Genomic DNA, 22,109 nt, shown 5'->3' with positions numbered 1-22,109 from the left:
TACCTATGATTTTTAAGGGGATATTGTCGTGTGGCGCGGCAAAAAAGGGTCCGAAAACGTGTCTGGAATGTAAGTGAAACGTATGAAATGGGTAGAGAGTTTGATCCCTCTCGCAAAATGAAATATTTCTTCTGTATTTGTATTTAATGAAAAAAATGTTTGCCTATAATCCACAGGTATTCCAGTGACGTGAACGACGGCCCCGGCGGCATCGGCGCGACGCCACACACAAATACTGAACAATAAGGATTGTGCATCATGGGCAAACTGAGACTGACAACGGCGCAGGCGCTGGTGAAGTTCCTCGATAACCAGTACCTGGAAGTGGATGGCGTAGAGCTGAAATTCGTGAAAGGCATTTTCGCGATTTTCGGCCATGGCAACGTCCTGGGGCTGGGGCAGGCGCTGGAGCAGGACAGCGGCGATATGCGCGTCTATCAGGGGCGTAACGAGCAGGGGATGGCCCACGCGGCCACCGGTTTTGCCCGCCAGGCCCTGCGCCGGCAGATTATCGCCTGCACCTCCTCCATCGGTCCGGGAGCGGCCAACATGATCACCGCCGCCGGCACCGCCAGCGCCAACCGCATTCCGCTGCTGTTGCTGCCGGGCGATGTCTTCGCCACCCGCCAGCCGGACCCGGTGCTCCAGCAGATTGAACAGAGCTACGATCTCAGCATCAGCACCAATGACGCTTTCCGCGCAGTCAGCAAATACTGGGACCGTATTACCCGCCCGGAACAGCTGATGAGCGCCTGCATCAACGCCATGCGCGTCCTGACCGACCCTGCGGAAACCGGCGCGGTGACGCTGTGCCTGCCGCAGGATGTGCAGGGCGAAGCCTGGGACTACCCGGAATCCTTCTTTGCGCGCCGCTTGCACCGTCTCGACCGCCGCCCGGCCAGCGCCGCGCAGCTGGCGGACGCCGTCGCGGCCATCAAAGCCAGCCGTAAACCGCTGATCGTCTGCGGCGGTGGGGTGAAATACTCCGGCGCGGGCGAAGCGCTGTCCCGTTTCGCCGAGCGCTACGGGGTGCCCTTCGCCGAAACCCAGGCCGGGAAGGGGACGGTGGTCTCGTCTCACCCCCTGAACGTCGGCGGCGTCGGCGAGACGGGCTGCCTGGCGGCGAACCTGCTGGCGAAAGAGGCCGACCTGGTGATCGGCGTCGGCACCCGCTTCAGCGATTTTACCACCGCCTCGAAATGGATTTTCCAGCACCCGGAGGTGCGTTTCCTGAATATTAACGTCAGCAACTTCGACGCCTGGAAGCTGGACGGCATTGCCATGCTGGCGGACGCCCGGGAAGCGATGACCGCCCTCGACGCGGGGCTGGCGGACAGCGGCTGGCAGGCCGGCTGGGGCGCGCAGATCGAGAGCGTGCAGAGTCGTCAGTTAAAAGAGACCCAGCGCGTCTACCAGGCGGTGTGGCAGGAAAAATCCTTTGTGCCGGAGATCGACGATCATCTCGATCGCGAATCGGTGTATCGCGAGTTCCGCCAGATCACCGACTCCACCCTGACCCAGAGCAGCGTCCTTGGGGTACTGAATGAAACGCTGCCGGCCGAGGCGGTGATCGTCGCGGCGGCGGGCAGCCTGCCCGGCGATCTGCAGCGCGTCTGGCGCAACCGCGCGGAAAACACCTACCACGTGGAGTACGGCTACTCCTGCATGGGATACGAAGTCAACGCCGCGCTGGGCGTGAAGCTGGCGCAGCCGCAGAGCGAAGTCTACTCCCTGGTCGGCGATGGCTCCTTCATGATGCTGCACTCTGAGCTGGTCACCTCCCTGCAGGAGCGGGCGAAGATCAACGTCGTGCTGTTCGACAACATGGCCAACGGCTGCATCAACAACCTGCAGATGGAGCACGGGATGGACAGCTTCGGCACCGAGTTCCGCTACCGCCAGCCGGAAACCGGCCAGCTGCAGGGCGGCCTGGTGCCGGTGGACTTCGCCACCATCGCCGCCGGCTACGGCTGCAAAACCTGGCGCGTCACCACCCTGGACGAACTGCGCCACGCACTGGACGCCGCCCGTCGCGAAACGGTCAGCACCCTGATTGATATTAAAGTGCTGCCGAAGACCATGGTGCACAAATACGGCAGCTGGTGGAACGTCGGAGTCGCCCAGACGGCGCTCTCAGAGCGGATCCGCAAGGTGGCGCAAATGATTAATGAAAAGCGCGCCCAGGCGCGTGATTACTAAAACGAACCTCTACCCTGAATCCTACAGACTTACGGAGAAAACCATTATGTCGCTCAAATTAGGTGTCATCGGCGCTGGCGCTATCGGTAAAGAACACATCCGTCGCTGCACCCAGGTTCTGCAGGGCGCCACCGTTGTGGCGGTGTCTGATATCAATGCCGACAACGCCCGTGCGGCGGTCGCGCTGCCGGGCGTGCAGGCGGAAGTCTACGCCGACGGCCACGACGTGATTAACGCCAGCGATGTCGATGCCATCCTGGTCACCTCCTGGGACCCGACCCACGAAGAGTACACCCTGGCCGCCATTGCCGCCGGTAAGCCGGTGTTCTGCGAAAAACCGCTGGCGATGTCTGCGGAAGGCTGCCGCCGCATCGTCGATGCTGAAATGAAGGCCGGCCGTCGCCTGGTGCAGGTTGGCTTTATGCGCCCCTACGACGAAGGCTATCTTGCGCTGAAAAAAGTGATCGACGATGGCGATATCGGTGCGCCGCTGATGCTGCGCTGCGCCCACCGCAACCAGTCGGTCGGCGAGAACTACACCACCGATATGGCGATCACCAACACCCTGATCCACGAGCTGGACGTGCTGCGCTGGCTGCTGAACGATGACTACCGTTCCGTGCAGGTGCGCTTCCCGCGCTCCACCTCGCACACCCATGCGCGCCTGAAAGATCCGCAGATCGTCTCCTTTGAAACCAAAAAAGGCACCCTGATAGACGTCGAAGTGTTCGTGAACTGCCAGTACGGGTATGACATCCAGTGCGAAGTGGTCGGCGAAACCGGGATTGCCCGTCTGCCGGAGCCGTCTGCCGTCCAGATGCGTAAGTCCGCCAGCCTGTCGACTGCCATTCTGACCGACTGGAAAGACCGCTTTATCAAAGCCTACGACGTCGAGCTGCAGGCCTTTATCAACGACGTCAAAGCCGGCCAGCTGCACGGCCCGTCGGCCTGGGACGGCTACGCGGCGTCGGTGGCGGCGGATGCCTGCATTAAAGCGCAGGGAACCAGCGAGCCTGTTGAAGTGACGCTGCCCGAGTGCCCGGCATTCTACAAACGTTAAGGATGTTTTGCTGACGGAACTTCTTTGCACAGGTAACGACGATGAAAATTGCCTTTGATGTGGATGTGATTAAGGATCTCGGGATCACCCGCATGGTCCATCAGGTAGCGGAGTGGGGCTACAAGTACATTGAACAGTCGCCGCACCCGCAGATTAACCCGTTCTACAAGCACCCGCGCGCCAGCCGGGAGATCATGGCGGAGTACAAGCAGGCGCTGCGCGATACCGGCCTTGAGCTGTCGTCGTTTATCTGCGTCTACCGCTGGTCCGGCCCGGACGAACTGCGCCGTCAGGCGGCGGTGAAAAACTGGAAACGGCTGGTGGAAATTGCGGTGGAGATGGGCGTTCAGGTGATCAACACCGAGTTCTCCGGCGATCCGAATCAGCCCGAAATCTGCGATGAAATGTTCTATCGCTCCATGGAAGAGCTGTTGCCGATTTTTGAGCGGGAAGGCATCCGCGTGGAGATCCAGGCGCATCCCTGGGATTTCTGCGAAGAGAACAATGAAACCGTCGATATTGTGAAATCGTTCCGCAGCGATAACGTGAAGTACGTCTACAGCGTGCCGCACACCTTTTTCTACGACAAAGGCGTCGGCGATGTGGCGAGCATGCTGCGCTATGCCGGGAGCGATCTCTCCCATGTCCTGATTGCGGATACCCGCAATCATACGAAACATTGCCGCTATATCGTTAACCCGCCGGGCGTGGATGCCGTGGTGCACCAGCATGTAGGCGTCGGGGAAGGGGATGTGGATTTCGACGCGCTGTTCCGCACCCTGCGCGAAATGAAATTCGCCGAGCAGACCTTCAAGGTCGGCGGGGAGCCGATTGTCGCCACCTCGCTGTTTGGCTACCCGGAAAAAATGAAATACCAGGCAGTGGAAACCCGTGAACTTATTGAACGTGAATTGCTGCGCCGCTAAGGCGCAGCGGCAGGAGCCCTACTATGAACAAAGATAACGTCAAACTGGCTATCGCCCCGATCGGCTGGACTAACGATGATATGCCGGAGCTCGGCAGCGAAAACACCTTCCAGCAGATCGTCAGCGAAATGGCGCTGGCTGGCTTTACCGGCAGCGAAGTCGGCAGCAAATATCCGCGCGACCCGGCGGTTCTCAAGCCGATGCTGGACATCCGCGGCATTCAGATCTGCAACGCCTGGTTCAGCACCTTTTTCGCCAACGGCCAGAGGGAAAAAACCATTGATGAATTCGTCAATCACATGAACTTCCTTCATGCGATGGGGGCGAAAGTGATTGGCTGCTCCGAGCAGAGCGGCAGCATCCAGGGGCTGGATAAACCGATCCTCGGCGATGCGAAGCCGTGCTTCAGCGAAGAAGAGTGGCAGCGGGTAGCGGAAGGCTATAACACCCTCGGTCGCCTGGCGGCGGAGAAGGGGATGCAGGTCTGTCTGCACCACCACATGGGCACCGGCATTCAGACCACCGCGGAAATCGACAAGTTTATGTCACTGGTGGACGAGCGCGTCTTCCTGCTGTTCGACACCGGCCACGCCTGGTATTCCGAAGGCGGCGAAGCGCCGATGCTGGCGATCCTCAAAAAGTATCTGCCGCGCATCAACCACGTTCACCTGAAAGACGTCCGTCCGCCGGTGATCGACCAGGTGCGCCGCGACGGCCTGTCGTTCCTCGACGGCGTGAAAAAAGGCACCTTCACCGTCCCGGGCGACGGGGTGATCGATTTCCGTCCGGTGTTCAAGCTGCTGGACGATTTTGGCTATAAAGGCTGGATGGTGGTGGAAGCCGAGCAGGATCCTGCTCTGGCCAATCCTTTCGAATACGCCGTCAAAGCGCGCAAATATATCCGCGAAACGGCAGGGATCTAATCGTTGTGACATTTTCAGGCCATACCGGGTATGGCCTGCTTTTTTTCCTTTCACAAACGGACTCAGGGCTTAACCACGGCGCCGTACCGTCCCCTCTCCCGGACTCAGGGCTCAACCACGGCGCCGGACAGTCCCCTCTCCCGGGCCCAGGGCTCAACCACGGCGCCGGACAGTTCCCTCTCCCGGATTCAGGGCTTAACCACGGCGCCGTACCGTCCCCTCTCCCTCAGGGAGAGGGCCAGGGTGAGGGTGACGATGACGGGTAACGCGTCACTTCACTTCCGCCAGCGCGGTCTTATCCACATAAGGTTTCATCAGCGCATCGGCTTCCTTCTGCGCCGCCTGAACCGCCGCTTCCGGCGTCACTTTGGCATCATTGACCACCGCCGACAGCTGGTTCTCCATCGCCTTACGCACCGCCACGGTCTCCCAGGTGGAGTACCACGGATGGGCGTACTTAAGCTGCTCAAGCGCGATCGCCGCCCGCGGATCCTGCTGCAGATAGGCCTTCATCTCCGGCGTATCGTATGACGCCTTGCGCGGCGAGAAGTAGCCGGTAAAGCGGCTCCACGCGCCGTTCACGTCGGGGCTCACCAGATAGGTCAGGAACTGATACGCCGCTTTCTTCTGCGCCTCGTTGATGCCTTTAAAGCTCACCAGGCTGGCGCCGCCGATCGGCACCGCGCGCTGCTCTTTGGCCGGCAGCATCGCTACCCCAAGCTCAAAGTCTTTGCTGTTCTCGCGCATAAAGCCCAGCGCGCCGGTGCTGAGCATCGCCATCCCGAGCTTGCCGGAGAAGAACGCGGCGCTGATCTGCTTCGAGTTCAGCACCCCGGACGGCATCACCTTGTCCTTGTAGATCAGATCCTGCCAGAAGCGCAGGGCGCCGATGGCGGTCGGCGAGTTGTAATAGACCTCGCCAGGATAGTCTTCGTTAAAGTATTTCCCGCCGTTGGCGCGTACCAGCGCCGAGAAGATCCAGCCGCCGTAGTCGTCGTTGGTCGACGGCAGCATGATCCCCCACTGGCCTTTGCTCTCGTCGGTCAGCTTTTTGGCATCAGCCAGCAGCTCGGCCCAGGTCTGCGGCGGCTGTTTGATCCCGGCCTGATCGAACATCGTCTTGTTGTAATAGAGGATCGGCGTCGAGTTATGGAACGGGATCGCATAGGTGGTGCCCATCACCTGGGCGTTCTTATGCATCGCGGGCCAGAATTCCTTTTGCAGAAAATCGCCAGCCTTTTGATCGCCATATTTAAACAGCTCGTCCATCGGCAGGATCTCATCCTTCAGCGCCAGATCGGTGGTGAAGTTGGCGGACATGATCACCAGCGCCGGCGGCTGGCCGGCCTTCTGCGCCGATTCGGCTTTGATCTTGGTGGTGTCGTAGTTGCCGGTGAAGATCCCGCGCACTTCGACATCCTGCTGCGAGTCGTTGAATTGCTTAATGACGCGGGTCATCTCCATGGTCAGCTTGCCGTCCACCGGCGCCGGGAACATGAAGTCTATTTTCTCTTTTGCCAGCGCCGCGCCGCTCAGGGCAAGACTGAGGCCAACCGCGACTACCGTAAGAGGTTTAAACATGATCTGTCTCCATCAGTAAGCACCTGTCCACAGGCTATTTTATTTGCCAGTTTGGCCCTGGGCAGTGCTCAGAATCCTCACGTACTACGTGTACGCTCCGGTTCTTCCGCGCTGTCCGCGTCCAAACTGACTGCAACAATTACGCCTGATGTACCGGCGCTAAATTATGCTGGGTCTCAGCATGAAAAAGATGCACATCGGCAGGCGAGAAGCCGACCAGTAGCGACTCGCCTTTCTCCGGCACCGTGCCGCGGTGGCGGCGGCTAAAGCGCAGGGTGCCGATCGGGGTGCTGACGTGGAGCAGGTAGTCGGCCCCCATCAGTTCTCGTTGCAGAACGGTGGCCGGCAGGCGCAGATGGCCCTCCTCCACGCGGTCGGTAATATGTTCCGGGCGAATGCCCAGCCAGACGCGGGTCTGATCCCGGTGGCGCGGCGGCAGCGGATGGCGCTGTTCTCCCAACAGTACTTCACCGTTGGCGCAGGGCAGCGACAGGAGGTTCATCGCCGGCGAACCGATAAACCCGGCGACGAACAGGTTGGCCGGGTTGGCGTACAGATACTCCGGGCGCCCGACCTGCTGTACGTGGCCGCCGTTCATCACCACGATGCGGTCGGCCATCGACATCGCCTCGGTCTGATCGTGGGTCACATAGATCGTGCTGGTTTTCAGCTGCTGGTGGAGGGCCATAATGCTGTCGCGCACTTCGCTGCGCAGGCGGGCGTCGAGGTTGGAGAGCGGCTCGTCCATCAGGAACAGCCGCGGATTGCGCACGATCGCCCGGGCCATCGCCACCCTCTGGCGCTGGCCGCCGGAGAGCTTCGCCGGTTTGCGGTCGAGCAGCGCCTCCAGCTGCAGCATCTGCGCCACTTTGTCCACCCGCGGCTGCCAGCTGCTTTTCTCTTCCTTGCGCACCTTCATGCCGAAGGTGATGTTGTCGCGCACCGACAGATGCGGAAACAGGGCATAGTTCTGGAAGATCATCGCGAAGTTGCGCTCGCGCGGCGTGGTGGCGGTGATGTTCTCATCATGCAGCCAGATTTGGCCTTCGCTGACCGGCTCCAGGCCGGCGAGCAGGCGCAGCAGGGTGCTTTTCCCGCAGCCCGACGGGCCGACCAGCACCACGAATTCGCCTTCGTGAATATCCAGCGACAGGGCGCTGAGCGCCGGTTTGCCGTCGAAACGCTTACTGATGTTTTGCAGACTGAGCATGGCGGTTAGCGCTCTTCCGTTGGGCAACTGATGTTTTCGTCGTACAGCCACGGCCCGGCGTAGTGGGCCAGCGAGTGCTGGTAGCTCACCCACTGATCGCCGACCTGACGGTGCATCAGGCACGAGGCCGGGGAGAGGTCGTAATAGGGCCGGGTGTCTTCGTGGCAGTACGGCACCTGATGGACGGTGCCAGGGATAGTGGAGATCAGCGCCTGGCGATACTGGGTCATGGTCAGGCTGTGGTTATGGCCGCAGAAGATGCGCGTCAGCGACGGGAAACGCTCCACCAGCGCCAGCAGACGGTGGCCGTTTTCGCAGGCGATCGGGTCCATCTGCGCATTGCCCAGCGGCAGCGGCGGGTGGTGCATAAAGATCGTTGCCGGTTTGTCGCCGCCCTCGAACAGCTGGGCTTCCAGCCAGCCGATGGTCTCGTCGGTCAGCCAGCCCTTTGAGGTGCCGGCGCGACTGGAGTCGATAAACAGCAGGCGGGTGGCGAAATCATCCACCGCATAGCGCATATTTTGCGGATCGTTGCCCTGCTGCGGGCACAGCGGGTGAAGATGCTCCAGAAAATGGGCTTTGTCGTCGTGGTTGCCGGGGATCAGATACAGCGGATAGTTCAGGCTGCCGAGGATCTGGCGGGCCACCTGATACTCCTCCGGGCGGCCGCAGTTGACGATATCCCCGCTCACTACCACCGCGTCCGGGCGTTCGCGCAGCGCGTTAAGCTGGGAGACCACGTCGGCGTTGGCGGCGTTGACGTCGATAAAGCCGTACAGCTTCTCGCCGCGGCTGCGGAAATGGGTATCGGAAATGTGCGCTAACAGCATGAATCACTCCTTATTTGATCCCGGAGAAGCCGAAGCTCCGCAGGAACTGTTTCTGAAAAAGGATGAACGCCAGCATCAGCGGCAGGCAGACCATCAGCGTCCCGGCGCCGATGGTGCCCCACTGGCCGCCGGATTCGGCGCCCATGGCGAAGGAGACCAGCCCGACGGTCAGCACCTGCTTATCGGGATCGTTGAGCATCATCAGCGGCCACAGGTACTCGTTCCAGTGGTAGGTAATGCTGACGGTGGCGAAGGCCAGCACCGACGGCCAGGACATCGGCAGCAGCATGCGGAACAGCACCTGCCACCAGCGGCAGCCTTCCATCAGCGCCGCCTCTTCCAGCTCTTTCGGGATGGCGAGGAACGCCTGACGCATCAGGAACACGCCGAACGCCGAGGTGAAGTAGGGCATCATCACCCCGGTGAGGGTGTTGAGCAGGCCGAAGGTTTTCAGGGTCAGCATGTTCGGCACCATCATCACCACCGGCATGATCATCAGCTGCACCAGGAACAGGAGAAACAGCGTCTGCTTGCCGCGAAACTCGTGGCAGGCGAAGACGTACCCGGCGGTGGTGATGGTCAACAGCTGCACGAAGAAGGTGCCGAAGGTGAAGATAAGGGTGTTGGCGTACAGGCTCAGCCAGTCGGCGCTGTTCCAGGCGTCGCGGAAGTTATCGAGGGTCAGCGGCAGGCGGGGCAGCAGCGAGGCCATATCTTCCCCGAAGGTGGTAGCGCTGAACGAGGTGGCCAGCATCCAGATAAACGGGCTGATCCACAGCAGCGCCAGGCAGCACATTAATACCGTCAGCGTAAAGGGCGACGAGCGGCGCAGGCGCAGCCACAGCGGACGGGCGGCGGCGGGCGTGCGGACCAGCAGCGGCGAGATGTCAGCGCTCATAGTGGGCTCCTTTCTCCAGCAGTTTCAGGTTAATCAGCGAGAAGGCGAACAGCCCGGCCAGGGTCAGGAAGGTGGCGGCGGAGGCTTTGCCGAGGTCGTGGGTATCCCAGGCGAGATTCTGGATGTAATAGAGCAGCACGGTGGTGGCGTTGTCCGGCCCGCCGCGGGTCATCACCGCCACGTGGTCGATCTGGGTGATGGAGTAGATCAGCGCGGTGGTGATCACAAAGCTCAGCGTCGGGCGCAGCAGCGGTAACGTGACCTTAAAAAAGACCTGCGTGCGGGTAGCCCCCTCCATCAGCGCCGCTTCCCGCGTCGAGGCCGGAATGCTCTGCAGCCCGGCGAGGAAAAACAGCATGTAGTAGCCGGCGAACTTCCACACGCCGATCAGCGCCAGGGCCAGCAGCGCGCTGTTGCTGCGCCCCAGCCAGTTGTTGTTCATCGGCCCGAACAGCTTCGCCAGATAGTGGTCGAGCAGGCCGAGGCCGGGCATAAAGATAAACAGCCACAGCGCGGCGGCGCTGACCATCGGGATAATCATCGGGAAGAAGAAGGCGGTGCGCAGCCAGCGGTTGACGCGATGGTTCTCGCTCAGGGCGACCGCCAGCAGCAGGGCGAGGGTCACCCCGGGCACTACCGTCAGCAGGATATAGAGCAGGTTATTGCCCAGCGACTGCCAGAAGACGTTATCGGCAAACAGGCGGGCGAAGTTATCCAGGCCGACGTACTGCGCGCCGTCGCTGGCCATGCGGGTATCAAACAGGCTGTCATACACCGAACGCCCCAGCGGGAACCAGGTAAACAGCAGTAAAAACAGCAGGGAAGGCGACAGGATCAGCCAGGGAAGCCAGGTCTTTCTCATGGTGACGCGCATCTCGTTCAGCCATTTATCGAAGCCCGGATTGTGGGAAGCAATGACTACAGAGGCATGGCGGGGAGATGACGGTTTGATGAAGCGACGGGGAAAACGCCGGGCGAGCGGGCCGCCCGGCGGGAGAGAACCATCAGAAGTCGGCTTTCAGCACCGCGCGGTAGCGGGCTTTGCCTTCGCGAACGTGCTTCAGCGCTTCGTTAATCTGCGACATCGGGAACAGCTCGGTGGTTGGCGCCACTTTGCTGCGCCCGGCGAATTTCATCAGCTTACGCAGTTCGGACGGATTACCGGTCGCCGAGCCGGAGATGCTGCGGTCGCCGCCGATAAGGGTAAAGGCCGGCACCGGGAACGGCTTCATCACCGCGCCGACGGTATGGAAGTTGCCGCCGTAAGCCAGGGCTTCGAAGTACGGCTGCCAGTCGAGATCCACCGCCACGGTGTTGATGATCAAGTCAAACTGACCGGCCAGCGCTTTTAAGGCTTCAGGATCGCGGCTGTTCACCACGCGATCGGCGCCCATCGCCAGCACTTCCTGCTCTTTCGCCGGGTTGGAGCTGAAGGCGGTCACTTCCGCGCCCATCGCCCGCAGCAGCTTAATGGCGATATGGCCGAGGCCGCCGATGCCGATCACCCCGACGCGGCTGGTGGCGGTGACGTGGTGGGTCAGCAGCGGTTTAAAGACGGTGATGCCGCCGCACAGCATCGGGCCGGCGGACGCCAGATCGATGCTCTCCGGCAGGGGGATCACCCACTGCCAGTCAGCGCGCAACTTATTGGCGAAGCCGCCGCGGTTAAGAATGGTCGGCACCGAGCCTTCCAGGCAGTTGATCTGATTGCCGCTGATGCAGGCGTCGCAATGGCCACAGCTGCGCGCCGTCCAGCCGATGCCGACCTTCTGGCCAATCTTCAGCCCTTTATCCTGCGCCGCGCTGCCCAGCGCCGCCACCCGGCCAATCACCTCGTGACCGGCCACCAGCGGGTAGCTCGACATCCCCCATTCGTTGTCGATCATCGACAGGTCCGAATGGCAGATCCCGCAGTATTCCACTTCAACTTCGACATCTTCCGGCTGCAGCTCGCCGGCATCGTATTCCCACAGCGACAGATCGGCGCCCGCTTCTTTGGCGGCGTAGCTTTTAATGATGCTCATGTTCATTTCCTTGGGGTTGGCGTGATAACCCAGAAAGTGTAGAGCATGGTATTCCCCGGCGCTTGGCAATCGGAGGGGTCGCGCAGCGGGCGGACCAGCCGCCCGTTAAGGTCAGCGGCTGGCCAGCGGCCACTGATTAAGCTGGATGCCGCGCTGCGGGGCGTTCTCGGCAAAATCATCCAGCACCGCCTGCACGTCCGGGTCGAGGTAGCCGACGCTGTCGTGCTCGACGATCACCACGCTCTTTTCCGGAATTTTCGCCAGCAGGGCCAGCAGATGCGGATTGTGCATAAAGGTCAGATTCTGCTGGATGCGCAGCACGTAGTGGTCATCGTAGCGCGCCAGCTGCAGCGAGTGGCGATGGCTGCGCCAGAGGCTGAAAGCCATCTGGGTGGCAAGACCAATCCCAATCCCCGCCAGCATGCCGAAGGCAATAATCCCGCTGATGGTGGCGAGGAACGGAACGTACTGCGCCGCCCCCTGGCGGAACTGCTCGATGAACAGCCGCGGCGTCGCCAGCTTATAGCCGGTATACAGCAGCACGGCGGCGAGGCTGGCGAGCGGGATTAAGGTCAGCAGGCCGCTGAACCACAGGCCGCAGATTAACAGCAGGACGCCATGGATAAAGATCGACAGCTTGCTCTGCGCGCCATTGCTGACGTTCACCGAGCTGCGGACGATCACCGCGGTGATCGGCATCGCCCCCAGCACGCCGGAGAGCAGATTGCCGACGCCCTGGGCGACCATTTCGCGGTTCGGCGAAGGGGGCGGATTTTGCGGGCGCAGCTTTTTCAGCGCCTCCTGGCTGAGCAGGGTTTCGAGGCTGGCGACCAGCGCCAGGGTCACCGCCACCACCCACACCGACGGATTACGCCAGGCGCTCCATGCGGGGGACTCCAGCTCGCCCAGCAGATCGCCGAGGCTGCCGAACGCCGGCAGGGTAATACGCGGCAGGGCGGCCAGCTGCTGCGGCGCAAAATGGGTCAGCAGCAGGGTGGTCACGCAGCCGAGCAGGACGGCGATCAGCGGCCCGGGGATCCAGCGCAGGCTCTTCACCCGGCGGATAAGCGGCGAGCCCCACAGCCAGAGCACCAGCAGGCCGCCCGCGGCGACGGCAATCGCAGTGACGGAGAAAGCGGCATTGCCCTGAACCACTTCGGCAAGCCCGGTCTCTTCCGCCGTGCCGAGCGCGACGGGGATCTGCTGCATAATCAGCAGGATGCCGATCGCCGCCAGCATGCCTTTGATGACGCTGGCGGGAACCAGCGAGATAAAGCGCCCGGCCCGCAGGATGCCGAACAGCAGCTGCAGCACGCCGGCCAGCACCAGCGCCATCAGGAAGACGGAGAAGGAACCCAGGGATTCAATGGCGGCGACGACGATGGTGACCAGTCCGGCGGCGGGGCCGCTGACGGCGAAGCGGGAGGGGCTGAGGGCGGTGACGACCAGGCCGCCGATGATGCCGGTCAGCAGGCCGACGAAGGGCGGTAAGCCGCTGGCCTGGGCGATGCCGAGGCACAGCGGCAGGGCGACAAGGAAGACGACGATGCCGGCGAGAGAGTCCTGACGAAGCGTGTTCATGGGGCGTGCTCCTGCGGTGAGAGGTGTTCGACGAGGGTGGTTAAATGGCCGGAAGCCAGATCGTAGACGCAGCCGTGCAGGCTGAGCGGCCGCCCGCTGGCGAGCACCGTCTGCACCGGTTCACTCTCCAGCAGACGGGCGAACTGGGCGCGAACGTTGGCTTCCACCAGGGCATCAAGGGCACGGCGAGAGCACTCCGCGTCGGTGCTGGCGCTGGCACTGGCGCCGGGGGAGGCCTCAACACCACACCCATCGGCGATCTGCGCAATTTCGTGATGCAGGGTGTGGCGCAGCTGGCCGATGCGGCGAGCCAGCGCCGAGGACTCCTGCGCCAGCGGCAGGGTGGGCAGAGAGAGCGCCGCCTGCACACCGCCGCAGCCGTAGTGGCCGCAGAGCACCACCCGCTCCACCTCAAGGTAGTGGAGGGCATACTGCAGGACGCTCATGACGTTGTCGTCGGCGGGGTCGAGCATGTTGGCGATATTGCGGTGGACAAAGAGCTCGCCGGGCTGGCTGCCGGTGAGCACCTCGGCGGGAACGCGGCTGTCGGAGCAGCCGATCCACAGCGAGTGGGGCCGCTGCCCGTCGACCCATTTTTCGAAATAGTCCGGGTCATGCTGACACTTCTGCAGCGCCCAGCTGCGGTTGCGGGCCAGCAAAGGTTTTAACGTCGTCACAAGTATTCTCCTGAGTTAATTCATCGAGTGAATATGTCCATCAAGACTCGTACAGCGACTAGTAAAAATAGTGTTTACCGGAACCCTTCACGCCTGAGGAAAATCCTGGAATAAACGGCAAAAAGAAAACTTTTCATTAATGTAAAGTTATAAAAATATTGATGAAATTAATATTTGACTGCGGAGTGGGTGAATAACAAAAAGGCATTGGCTAAAACTTTCTGGAATATATGGGAGTGATAGTGGGTGGGGTTGGGAGAATAGTTGGGGAGTGGATATTGGGCATTTGTTTGAGGAGAGATGGATTGTGATAGGGATGCAGGTGAGAGCGTGGTGAGAAAAATTTGAGATAAGTTTGAGTGGGGTTAGGGAGTGCTGGGGGAAAGGGGTATGGCTGGCAGGCGGAGTTGGGGTCGCGGGGTTGTGAGAGGAGGGTTGCTGGTGGCATTGGCGCTCCGGAACGGTCGTAAAAGGTGACGTCGCGCAGGATAGCGCTGTTTTTTTCAACACTTAGCGCAATGACGACACGCTGTCGCTTGCATGGCCGCCGCCGACAGGTATAATCCAGAACGTTTCCGCATCCCCTTCAGTGCCGAAGTGGCGAAATCGGTAGACGCAGTTGATTCAAAATCAACCGTAGAAATACGTGCCGGTTCGAGTCCGGCCTTCGGCACCAAAAGATACAATCAAGTCGCTCAAGGGCGGCTTTTTTTGTGTCTTGATTTCTATGCAACTTCTGAAAACCTGATAGCCGTGTAGTTTGGATGGGATCGAAGCGAAAGTTGTATAAAGTAGTATTTGGTGCCTTGTTCTTGCAAAACTATGATGACTTAATTATACCTTCATTGGATATAAAACCGAGGGAGAGTCATCGATGATGTCATTTGATACGCATGCTGCTATGGATATGATCACCCACTCAACGGGGGGGTTTAGTTATGATACTCTTGCCAGGGCTTTGATTTCTAATAAAAAGGCCAAAGCAGGTGGATGTTTGTTAAAAGATTGTCAAGAATTTTGCGAATATTTAGAATCCCAGGGAGTTATTAAACGTAATGCCCCGTGTGATAGGGATGAAGATGTTTATTATGAGTATTCTCCACATTAATTGAATTCGTGATAGGTTACGATAAAAGTTTTTTACCTAATTAGGCTTGCAACGAACCCCTACATACGGTAGCTTTGCGGGGGGATTCTTGAGGGTAATATTGTGAGCCGACTAAATCTGATTACAAGTTGCACTAATAGCAAGCATAATAACGGTCATTCAGTACTGAATCTTGCCACCTTTTCTGAAAAATATAAAACGCCGAAAGGTTTGATTCATGCCTGGGGTGAGGCCGTAAATTCGGCTCTATCGACGAAGTTAGTTGTTCCTGTAGAAAAGTTATATAAGGGGGGGCACTGGTCAACGGCAATGTCGATATATGACGCTCAACCCATTGAATTATGGGTTCTTTCAGCTGGTTTTGGACTGTTGAAACATGGGGATGCTATAGTTCCTTATCAAGCGACATTTGCTACAGGACATAAAGATTCCATACCTCTTTTTTCCGATAAATATGGAAAGAAATCCTTTCATCAAGAATGGTGGGGAAAATTAAATGAAGCATCCCCATTAAAAAAATCTCATCCTGTATCCTTATCTGACTTAATGATGGATAAGTCCGATGAGTATTTTATTATCTGTGCATCACCTGATTATATAAACGCAATAAACATGGATTTAATGAAAGGCATCTCTTACTTAAAGGATGTCGATAGACAGTTAATCATTATATCTTCTTCGCAGGCTAAATTTTCTTTGAAAAAAAAACTATTGGTAAGCAATAAATCAATCGCTGAGTTTTTTAACAGTAATATGCTTATGTTAAATATTAAAATAGCTCAGTATGTAATTGAACAGTTTATGAGTATGGATGATGGCCATTTGGGGTTGCTTGCTGAGCGTCTTCGTTCAACATTTTCAGTACTGCCTAAAAAGCATACTGTTCGCGGGGTGCGCAGGAGACCAGAAGAGGTAACTATTTGGATTTCTTCGTATATACATGCAAATCCAGATGGAAGTGCTTCCCGGGCACTTCGGTCATTTCGTGATCAAGGCAATAGTTTTGAAGAGAAGCGATTTCGAACGCTGTACCAGGCAGTTTTGTTGACTAATCGATAATGTCGCAGCAATAAGACTATGCTAAAATCTCACGTTTTTTGACAGTAAAAGGCGTCACAGGAGATCAGTGTTGTCGAAGCTAAAGTATTTTTTTCCGGATAGTCAGGATTTTATCGATCCTAGTTTCGACTTCCTTCGAGAAACGCGCAATGAACATCGTGTTCGCCAGCGTGACGACCTCTATCCGCATGAGGTTTTCCCCCATCCTTATGATGGAATGCTAGTTTCGAAAGCGGTTGTAGATGGCTTAGGTCGCGGTGAAAGTAAATATACGCGAGCACAACGATTACGGTACTTCCGGAATGGAATGAAACATTTCTTTCGTTTGCCAGAGACGATGCAAACAATGGGAGACTGTGGTGCATTTACTTATGTAAATCAAGATGTTCCTCCATATCGCGTCGAAGATGTTATTGAATTCTATGAAACATCCCGCTTTAACTACGGGGTATCACTTGACCATATCATTTTTGGCTACGAAAAACCGGGAGAATCTTTCTCAGGTGAGGTGCTGGCAGAATGTCGTCGTCGCCAGGATATCACCTTGACTCTGGCGCAGGATTTTTTAGTTAAATCGCAGAAGAGTTGCTTCACGCCCTTTGGCGTTGCGCACGGTTGGAACAAGGCATCTTACAGACAATCAGTAGAAGCACTGCTGGCTATGGGGTATAAGAATATCACCATGGGGGGGATGGTGCCCCTGAAAACGGCGCAGATCCTTGAAACCTTGGAAGAGATTAAACCACTTCTCAAAAGTGATACCCGGGTTCATCTGCTTGGTATTGCTCGTCCGGAGAGCTTTACGGATTTCGTTCGTCTTGGTGTTACCAGTATCGACTCAACAACCCCCCTTCAGCAGGCGTTTAAAGATCGCAAAAATAACTACCATACGCCTGAGGGACGAGCTTATACAGCTGTGCGTGTGCCGCAGTTCGATGCCAACCCTAGTCTCAGTCGTAAGATAAAATCTGGCGTTATTGACCAGGATGTGGCGCGTCTTCTGGAAAAAGATGCCATGCATGCCTTGGCTGAATACGATAAAGACGCGTTGTCGCTAGAAAAAGTTCTGGAGGCTGTAATGGCCTATGAACGTCTACACTCGGGTGAAAAAGAAGCGGAGAAGATCCGTGCCGATTACGAACGTACGCTTGCCGACCAACCTTGGCGGAAGTGCCAGTGCAATATCTGCAAATCCATTGGGATTAACGTGATTATTTTCCGTGGCGCCGAGCGTAATCGCCGTCGCGGATTCCACAATATTCAGGTGCTGTACAGTCGCTTGCAGCACACATTGTCATTACGCTCAGAGGATTAATCATGAGTGAGTTTCGTGTCCCCGCCCTGCGTATTCGTCAGGGTGAGAAGAGACAGCTTTACAGCTTGGCCATTGAAGGCAAACAAATCAGCAAAATTGCTGCGATTTCACGCATTCGACGCGGAGATGAGAACCTGGTTGGTTATCAGCGTCCGGAAGTACGTAGCCATATTAAGGAAATCCAGCGCTATATTGAAAGCGCGAATCCGATGATCCCCAACCCCGTCATTATCGCTTTCGATCAGCGCGTACGCTTTGAACCGCTGCTGGAAAACAGTGATATGGGGCATCTCGTTATTCCGTATTCTGAAGAGGTAAACTTCGACAAACCTGGGTTTATCGTTGATGGACAGCAACGTACAGCTGCGTTACGAGAAGCGGACATCAACTCTTTTATGATGCCGGTATCGGCATTTATCGCCAATGATGCCGAAGAACAACGCGAACAGTTTATGCTGGTGAACTCCACCAAACCGTTGCCTAAAACGCTGTTGTACGAACTGGCTCCGCATACGCATGGCCGCTTGCCTTCCGATCTGCAACTGCGCAAATTCCCTTCACTGCTGACACAGCGTCTTAACTTTGGTGAGGGGCCATTGGCTGGGCGAATTAAGACTGCGACCAACCCGGACGGAGTGATTGCTGACAACTCAATGATCAAAATGATCGACTCTAGCCTACGTGAGGGAGCATTGTATCGCTTTCGTGACCCGGCAACTGGACTTGGCGATGAAGCCAAAATGGTCAAGTTGCTGAATAACTTCTGGTCTGCTGTAGAAACTGTGTTTACTGACGATTGGGATAAAAAACCTCGTTACTCTCGCTTGTTACACGGTGTGGGGATTCTTGCTCTCGGTAGCCTGATGGATGAAATTGATCAAGTGCATCAGGAGTACAAAGGCGAACCAGGATGGACCGAGATCCCTTCCTATTCCCGCTTTGTAGAAGAGTTAAATCGTATCAAGCCGCTTTGTGCATGGAGTAGTGGAGTGTGGAACTTAGGCACGGATATTGATGGTCATCCGATCGTTCGTAAGTGGAACGAGGTACAGAATCTATCGAAAGATATATCGTTGGTTACAGATTATTTGGTAACTAACTATATGAAAACTGTCAATGCAGATATTAAATAAGGGTGACAACCCAATTGGCATTATAAGTATCGAGTGCTGAAAATCGACGTGGGGCTGCAGATATGGTGCAGAAGTTCAAATTCTGTACAAGCGCCAGACAGCCCCATGCTTTCATTCTTATCATCAAACGCTGACCTTGTTACGATATATGTTCGTAACTCATAAAAAATTAAGAGTTTTTTTGAGATTTAGTCGTTTCACGAGTTTTGAAGGCCGGTAAATAAGTCACAGGCCGCACCGGATTACCTCCCCCTAAAAGTCATAGTAGACTAGTAACCGTGATCCCCCTCCTTGACAATCATCTTTACGGGTTGCAGTGTATGACATTGTCCTTGTATTCAGTGATATTATACGTATAAAAAATCATCATTAATCAAAGACTTTTAAAATCACTGTTACGCACAGCAAACTTATGGATGGATATATGCCCCTTGAAGCAGGCGACCTCGTTGACTCGCCTTATGGAATCGGCAAACTTATTCGCATTAACAATAATGATGCTCTAATTAAGTATTTCGATTCTCCCGTAAATTATGAAGGCATAGAGCAAACTGTCGAAATAAAACACCTAAAAAAAGCCGAACTCCACGCGGAAAGTCTGGTTTATCGCTACGACTACGAGGTAGCACACTGGCAGATTGCACGTGTTGTTGGTGCCGTGCCTGGAGGGGTGCGTTTGCATTTTCCTAACAAGCAGCAGGAAGACGTCAGCTTAAATGATATCTTTGTGCGCTGGGATCGCCCTATCAGCGATGCTGCGGCCCTTCTGGCCGAGCGCATTACCTATACCCCCTTCTGGCAAGATGCCCGTCTAGCTTATCAGCATCAGATGCTGAAACAACGCAACGCTTGTGCTGGGATTACCTCTTCGCTGTCGTCCAGTATTGAACTCGAACCTTACCAGTTGGCCGTCGCGCGTCGGGTGTTATCTGACCCTATTCAACGCTATCTGTTGGCTGATGAAGTCGGCCTCGGGAAAACCATCGAAGCTGGGCTGATCGTGCGTCAACACGTCACGGAAAATCCGCTCACCCACTGCGTGGTGATTGTGGCGCCTGGAGTTCTGCACCGGCAGTGGCAGCAGGAACTTTCTGCACGTTTTCACCTGGAGGAACTGCTTAATAAGTCGATCCATATCATTGATATGGCGGCCTTCAGCACAGCGGACCCCCTGTCGTTCCGCCCCGATATGCTGGTGATTGACGAAGCTCATCAGGTCGGTGCATGGGCATGGGATGCAGAGTACGAGCAGCGCTACGCTAGTGTGAACTACTTGGCGCAACAAAGTGAAAAATTGCTATTACTATCAGCGACGCCCGTAACTGGCAATGAAAAGAACTTCCTGGCCATGCTGCATCTGCTGGATGCTAAAAATTACCCACTGACTGACACTGGCTTACTGAAATTTCAGCAGCGTATCCAGCAGCGCGAAGAAATAGGTTCACTGTTCTACGCGTTTAACTGTGAAAACGACAACATGACGCTGGAAGAGAACCTGGAAGCGTTGACTAGGATGTTTCCTGAGGATGAAGTACTAAACGGGATGGCTTCACAGTTGCTTCCCCATTTAGATATGATGCAACCGCTGCGGAGTGAGGTGCGTGATCTGCTGATCAATAAAATCCGCCACTACATTGGTAACCGTTACCGTCTGCACCACCGCCTGCTACGCAACCGCCGTAGCAACCCCGCCATTAGTGTCCTGATGCCTGGCTTGTCCGGCCTATCACTAAAAAAATATGCCACGACGAACGCCAGCAACGACATGATGATCGCCTGGCGCGAATCGGCAATAATGATGCACCCACAAGACCCCACGTTGGTGGCAATTTATCAGTTACTGTTTGAAGCCGCTATCGCTACGCCGGAGCTACTGGCCCGGCTTGCAAACTATCGCTTACAGCAGGAGTCACTTGATGCCGCGCAGGGCTTTCTCTATAGTGATTCACAGCTCGCGCTGTTGCAGCATCCGCTGTTTGATGGCGAGAAGGAGATCCTGCTTGAGCTGATAGACCGCTGCAAAATGGAGTGTGACAGCAAGCGCCAGCGCTTAATTGATGTATTGGAAAAACTTCTGGATAGTAACGTCAGAGAACTCCCTTATATTGTGGTGTTCTGTGACCAGCCATGGGTAGCCGACCAGGTATTTACCGACCTGATGATACCATTTATTGGCAAAATCCAGCGCCATAACCCCGACAAAGAAGTGCGCTTTGGCAAGGGAAGCAAATGCCAGATCTTAGTGTGCGATCGCCGGGCTGAAGAAGGTGTCAATCTGCACGGCGGGCGCAAGATTGCGCTGCATTACGACTTGTTGCTGTCGCCTAACCGTATGGAACAGCGTCTTGGCCGCTTGAATCGCTACTGCGCGACTGAGAGTGCGACTACTATCCTCAGCATGGCGCTGGTGAGTGAAGCAGAGGGTCTGCAAAATCAGTGGCTGACTATTCTCAATGAAGTGTTCGATGTCTTCGAAGAGTCGATTGCAAGCCTACAATACTTGATTGATGAGGAATTACAGCAGCTTATTTCCAATCTTTACCCGCTGGGTGAAGAGAGCATGATGCAACTCAGTGCGCGTCTGGCTGGTGAAGATGGCCGCCTTACGGTGGAAAAGCAGCGCATCGAAATGCAGGAAGTCCTGCTGCAAATTGATGGCGATATCATCGAAGCCAGAGAGTATGCCGATGCACTGGCGGATATAGATGAGAATGAAGAGGAATTCCGCCGCTGCGCTCGTAATCTGATAGGTAATGTACTGAAATTCGATTTTATTCCAGATGAGAAAGATCCATCGATATTCCGCTATCGCTTCAACCCTGGTGATAGAGGGACGGGCACCTTAGTCAGCCCACATCGCCTACAAAAACACTGCCTGCTGGGCTTTGATCTTAACCAATCTAGCGGAAGTTCGCCCATGACTTGGCCGCTTAGCTACTACCGGGCTGATACCTCTCAGGGTAAAATCCGCCCGGCTCGCTTGGGTGAACCTTTCCATGATGCCATCCTACAAATGCTGGATTTTGAAGAACGCGGTGTTGCTAGCGCGATTATCCGCATCACACCAGGCATGGGCGATGAAAATATTTTTTTCCGCTACGATTTTCTGATTGAAGCGGATGTCAATACACCAGCTCTGCAACGACTGGCCGACCATCTGATGCCTCCTGAAACCATTACCCTGTGGCTGGACCAGGCCGGCGAGCTGGTCACCAACGCAGAGGTGTTGATGATACTTAATGAAGACTATAAACCGAAGGATAAGGGCGGACGCCACCTAAATCTCAATGAGGAACGCTGGGCGCAGATTTCCCATTGCATCAGCGCTAAAGATTGGCGTACCTGGTGTAACGATAGCTATAACATAGCCCAGCGACTGGCGGTGGAACAGTTCGCCACACAACAGGCTCTCAGCCTGAGCCGACTGGAACATTATCTAAGCAGCGCCGCGCTGCATCATGCTAACCGGCAGGAGACGGGGCAGACGCTGCGCCAGGGTATTGCACAGCCGAAAATGACCTGCCTGGCGACGCGTGCCTTAATCATTGCATCAGAAGCTATATTGGATGAGGACTCATAAATCGG

Annotated in this window: 17 protein-coding genes and 1 tRNA gene; 10 read left to right on the top strand and 8 right to left on the bottom strand. The window is 56.3% G+C overall.

The genetic code is table 11. The features are described 5' to 3' along the window. Window positions 1–258 precede the first annotated feature (258 nt). Genes iolD through iolE form a run of 4 tightly spaced genes read left to right on the top strand, consistent with a single transcriptional unit; the run spans window position 259 to window position 5,108 of the window. On the top strand, window positions 259–2,199 hold the full coding sequence (gene iolD / locus SP68_RS22990; protein WP_040972629.1) for a 3D-(3,5/4)-trihydroxycyclohexane-1,2-dione acylhydrolase (decyclizing): 1,941 nt from the start codon (window positions 259–261) through the stop codon (window positions 2,197–2,199). A 46-nt stretch (window positions 2,200–2,245) separates the two neighbouring features. Continuing rightward, window positions 2,246–3,259 carry a bifunctional inositol 2-dehydrogenase/D-chiro-inositol 1-dehydrogenase gene (gene iolG, locus SP68_RS22985; RefSeq protein ID WP_004152192.1) on the top strand — a complete coding sequence of 338 codons (1,014 nt, stop codon included), beginning with the start codon at window positions 2,246–2,248 and terminating at the stop codon, window positions 3,257–3,259. Between the two features lie 41 nt (window positions 3,260–3,300). After that, complete coding sequence (locus tag SP68_RS22980) at window positions 3,301–4,185, top strand: sugar phosphate isomerase/epimerase family protein (RefSeq protein ID WP_004152193.1); 885 nt, start codon at window positions 3,301–3,303, stop codon at window positions 4,183–4,185. Window positions 4,186–4,208: 23 nt separating this feature from the next. Next, a complete protein-coding gene (iolE, locus tag SP68_RS22975; protein ID WP_004192343.1) occupies window positions 4,209–5,108 on the top strand; it encodes a myo-inosose-2 dehydratase in 900 nt (299 codons plus the stop codon). A gap of 270 nt (window positions 5,109–5,378) precedes the next feature. Here iolE and SP68_RS22970 read toward each other — a convergent pair whose 3' ends face one another. The 8 genes from SP68_RS22970 to SP68_RS22935 form a co-directional block, all read right to left on the bottom strand. Next, window positions 5,379–6,689, bottom strand: coding sequence for an ABC transporter substrate-binding protein (locus tag SP68_RS22970; RefSeq protein WP_040972635.1), 1,311 nt, complete (start codon window positions 6,687–6,689; stop codon window positions 5,379–5,381). Between the two features lie 139 nt (window positions 6,690–6,828). Continuing rightward, on the bottom strand, window positions 6,829–7,899 hold the full coding sequence (locus SP68_RS22965) for an ABC transporter ATP-binding protein (protein WP_040972637.1): 1,071 nt from the start codon (window positions 7,897–7,899) through the stop codon (window positions 6,829–6,831). Between the two features lie 5 nt (window positions 7,900–7,904). After that, window positions 7,905–8,729 (bottom strand): phosphodiesterase, encoded by an 825-nt coding sequence (locus tag SP68_RS22960; RefSeq protein ID WP_040972639.1) that lies wholly within the window; start codon window positions 8,727–8,729, stop codon window positions 7,905–7,907. Window positions 8,730–8,739: 10 nt separating this feature from the next. Beyond that, entirely contained in the window at window positions 8,740–9,627 is an 888-nt protein-coding gene (locus SP68_RS22955; protein ID WP_040972642.1) for a carbohydrate ABC transporter permease, read from the bottom strand. Further along, on the bottom strand, window positions 9,617–10,501 hold the full coding sequence (locus SP68_RS22950) for a carbohydrate ABC transporter permease (protein WP_004146807.1): 885 nt from the start codon (window positions 10,499–10,501) through the stop codon (window positions 9,617–9,619). The genes SP68_RS22955 and SP68_RS22950 overlap by 11 nt, the downstream gene beginning before the upstream one ends. Window positions 10,502–10,631: 130 nt before the next feature. Then, a complete protein-coding gene (ahr, locus tag SP68_RS22945; RefSeq protein ID WP_021314291.1) occupies window positions 10,632–11,651 on the bottom strand; it encodes an NADPH-dependent aldehyde reductase Ahr in 1,020 nt (339 codons plus the stop codon). A 111-nt stretch (window positions 11,652–11,762) separates the two neighbouring features. After that, window positions 11,763–13,232, bottom strand: a complete 1,470-nt coding sequence (locus SP68_RS22940; protein WP_040972644.1) for a SulP family inorganic anion transporter — start codon at window positions 13,230–13,232, stop codon at window positions 11,763–11,765. Further along, entirely contained in the window at window positions 13,229–13,909 is a 681-nt protein-coding gene (locus SP68_RS22935; protein WP_040972645.1) for a carbonic anhydrase, read from the bottom strand. The genes SP68_RS22940 and SP68_RS22935 overlap by 4 nt, the downstream gene beginning before the upstream one ends. 591 nt (window positions 13,910–14,500) lie before the next feature. Here SP68_RS22935 and SP68_RS22930 point away from each other — a divergent pair. The 6 genes from SP68_RS22930 (at window position 14,501) to dpdE (ending at window position 22,104) form a co-directional block, all read left to right on the top strand. After that, window positions 14,501–14,585: transfer RNA gene (locus SP68_RS22930), tRNA-Leu, on the top strand. A 198-nt stretch (window positions 14,586–14,783) separates the two neighbouring features. Continuing rightward, window positions 14,784–15,017: a hypothetical protein gene (locus tag SP68_RS27020; RefSeq protein WP_023157763.1), complete on the top strand. Its 234-nt coding sequence runs from the start codon at window positions 14,784–14,786 to the stop codon at window positions 15,015–15,017. 102 nt (window positions 15,018–15,119) lie between these two features. Then, window positions 15,120–16,076 (top strand): hypothetical protein, encoded by a 957-nt coding sequence (locus SP68_RS27015; RefSeq protein WP_071891604.1) that lies wholly within the window; start codon window positions 15,120–15,122, stop codon window positions 16,074–16,076. Between the two features lie 70 nt (window positions 16,077–16,146). Continuing rightward, window positions 16,147–17,391 (top strand): tRNA-guanine transglycosylase DpdA, encoded by a 1,245-nt coding sequence (gene dpdA, locus SP68_RS22925; protein ID WP_040972647.1) that lies wholly within the window; start codon window positions 16,147–16,149, stop codon window positions 17,389–17,391. A 2-nt stretch (window positions 17,392–17,393) separates the two neighbouring features. Continuing rightward, window positions 17,394–18,524 (top strand): DGQHR domain-containing protein DpdB, encoded by a 1,131-nt coding sequence (dbpB, locus tag SP68_RS22920; RefSeq protein ID WP_040972649.1) that lies wholly within the window; start codon window positions 17,394–17,396, stop codon window positions 18,522–18,524. Between the two features lie 424 nt (window positions 18,525–18,948). Beyond that, on the top strand, window positions 18,949–22,104 hold the full coding sequence (gene dpdE / locus SP68_RS22915) for a protein DpdE (protein WP_040972651.1): 3,156 nt from the start codon (window positions 18,949–18,951) through the stop codon (window positions 22,102–22,104). Window positions 22,105–22,109 lie beyond the last annotated feature (5 nt).

Source organism: Klebsiella variicola (assembly GCF_000828055.2).
Taxonomy (GTDB): domain Bacteria; phylum Pseudomonadota; class Gammaproteobacteria; order Enterobacterales; family Enterobacteriaceae; genus Klebsiella; species Klebsiella variicola.
This window is presented reverse-complemented; position numbering and strand designations above follow the sequence as displayed.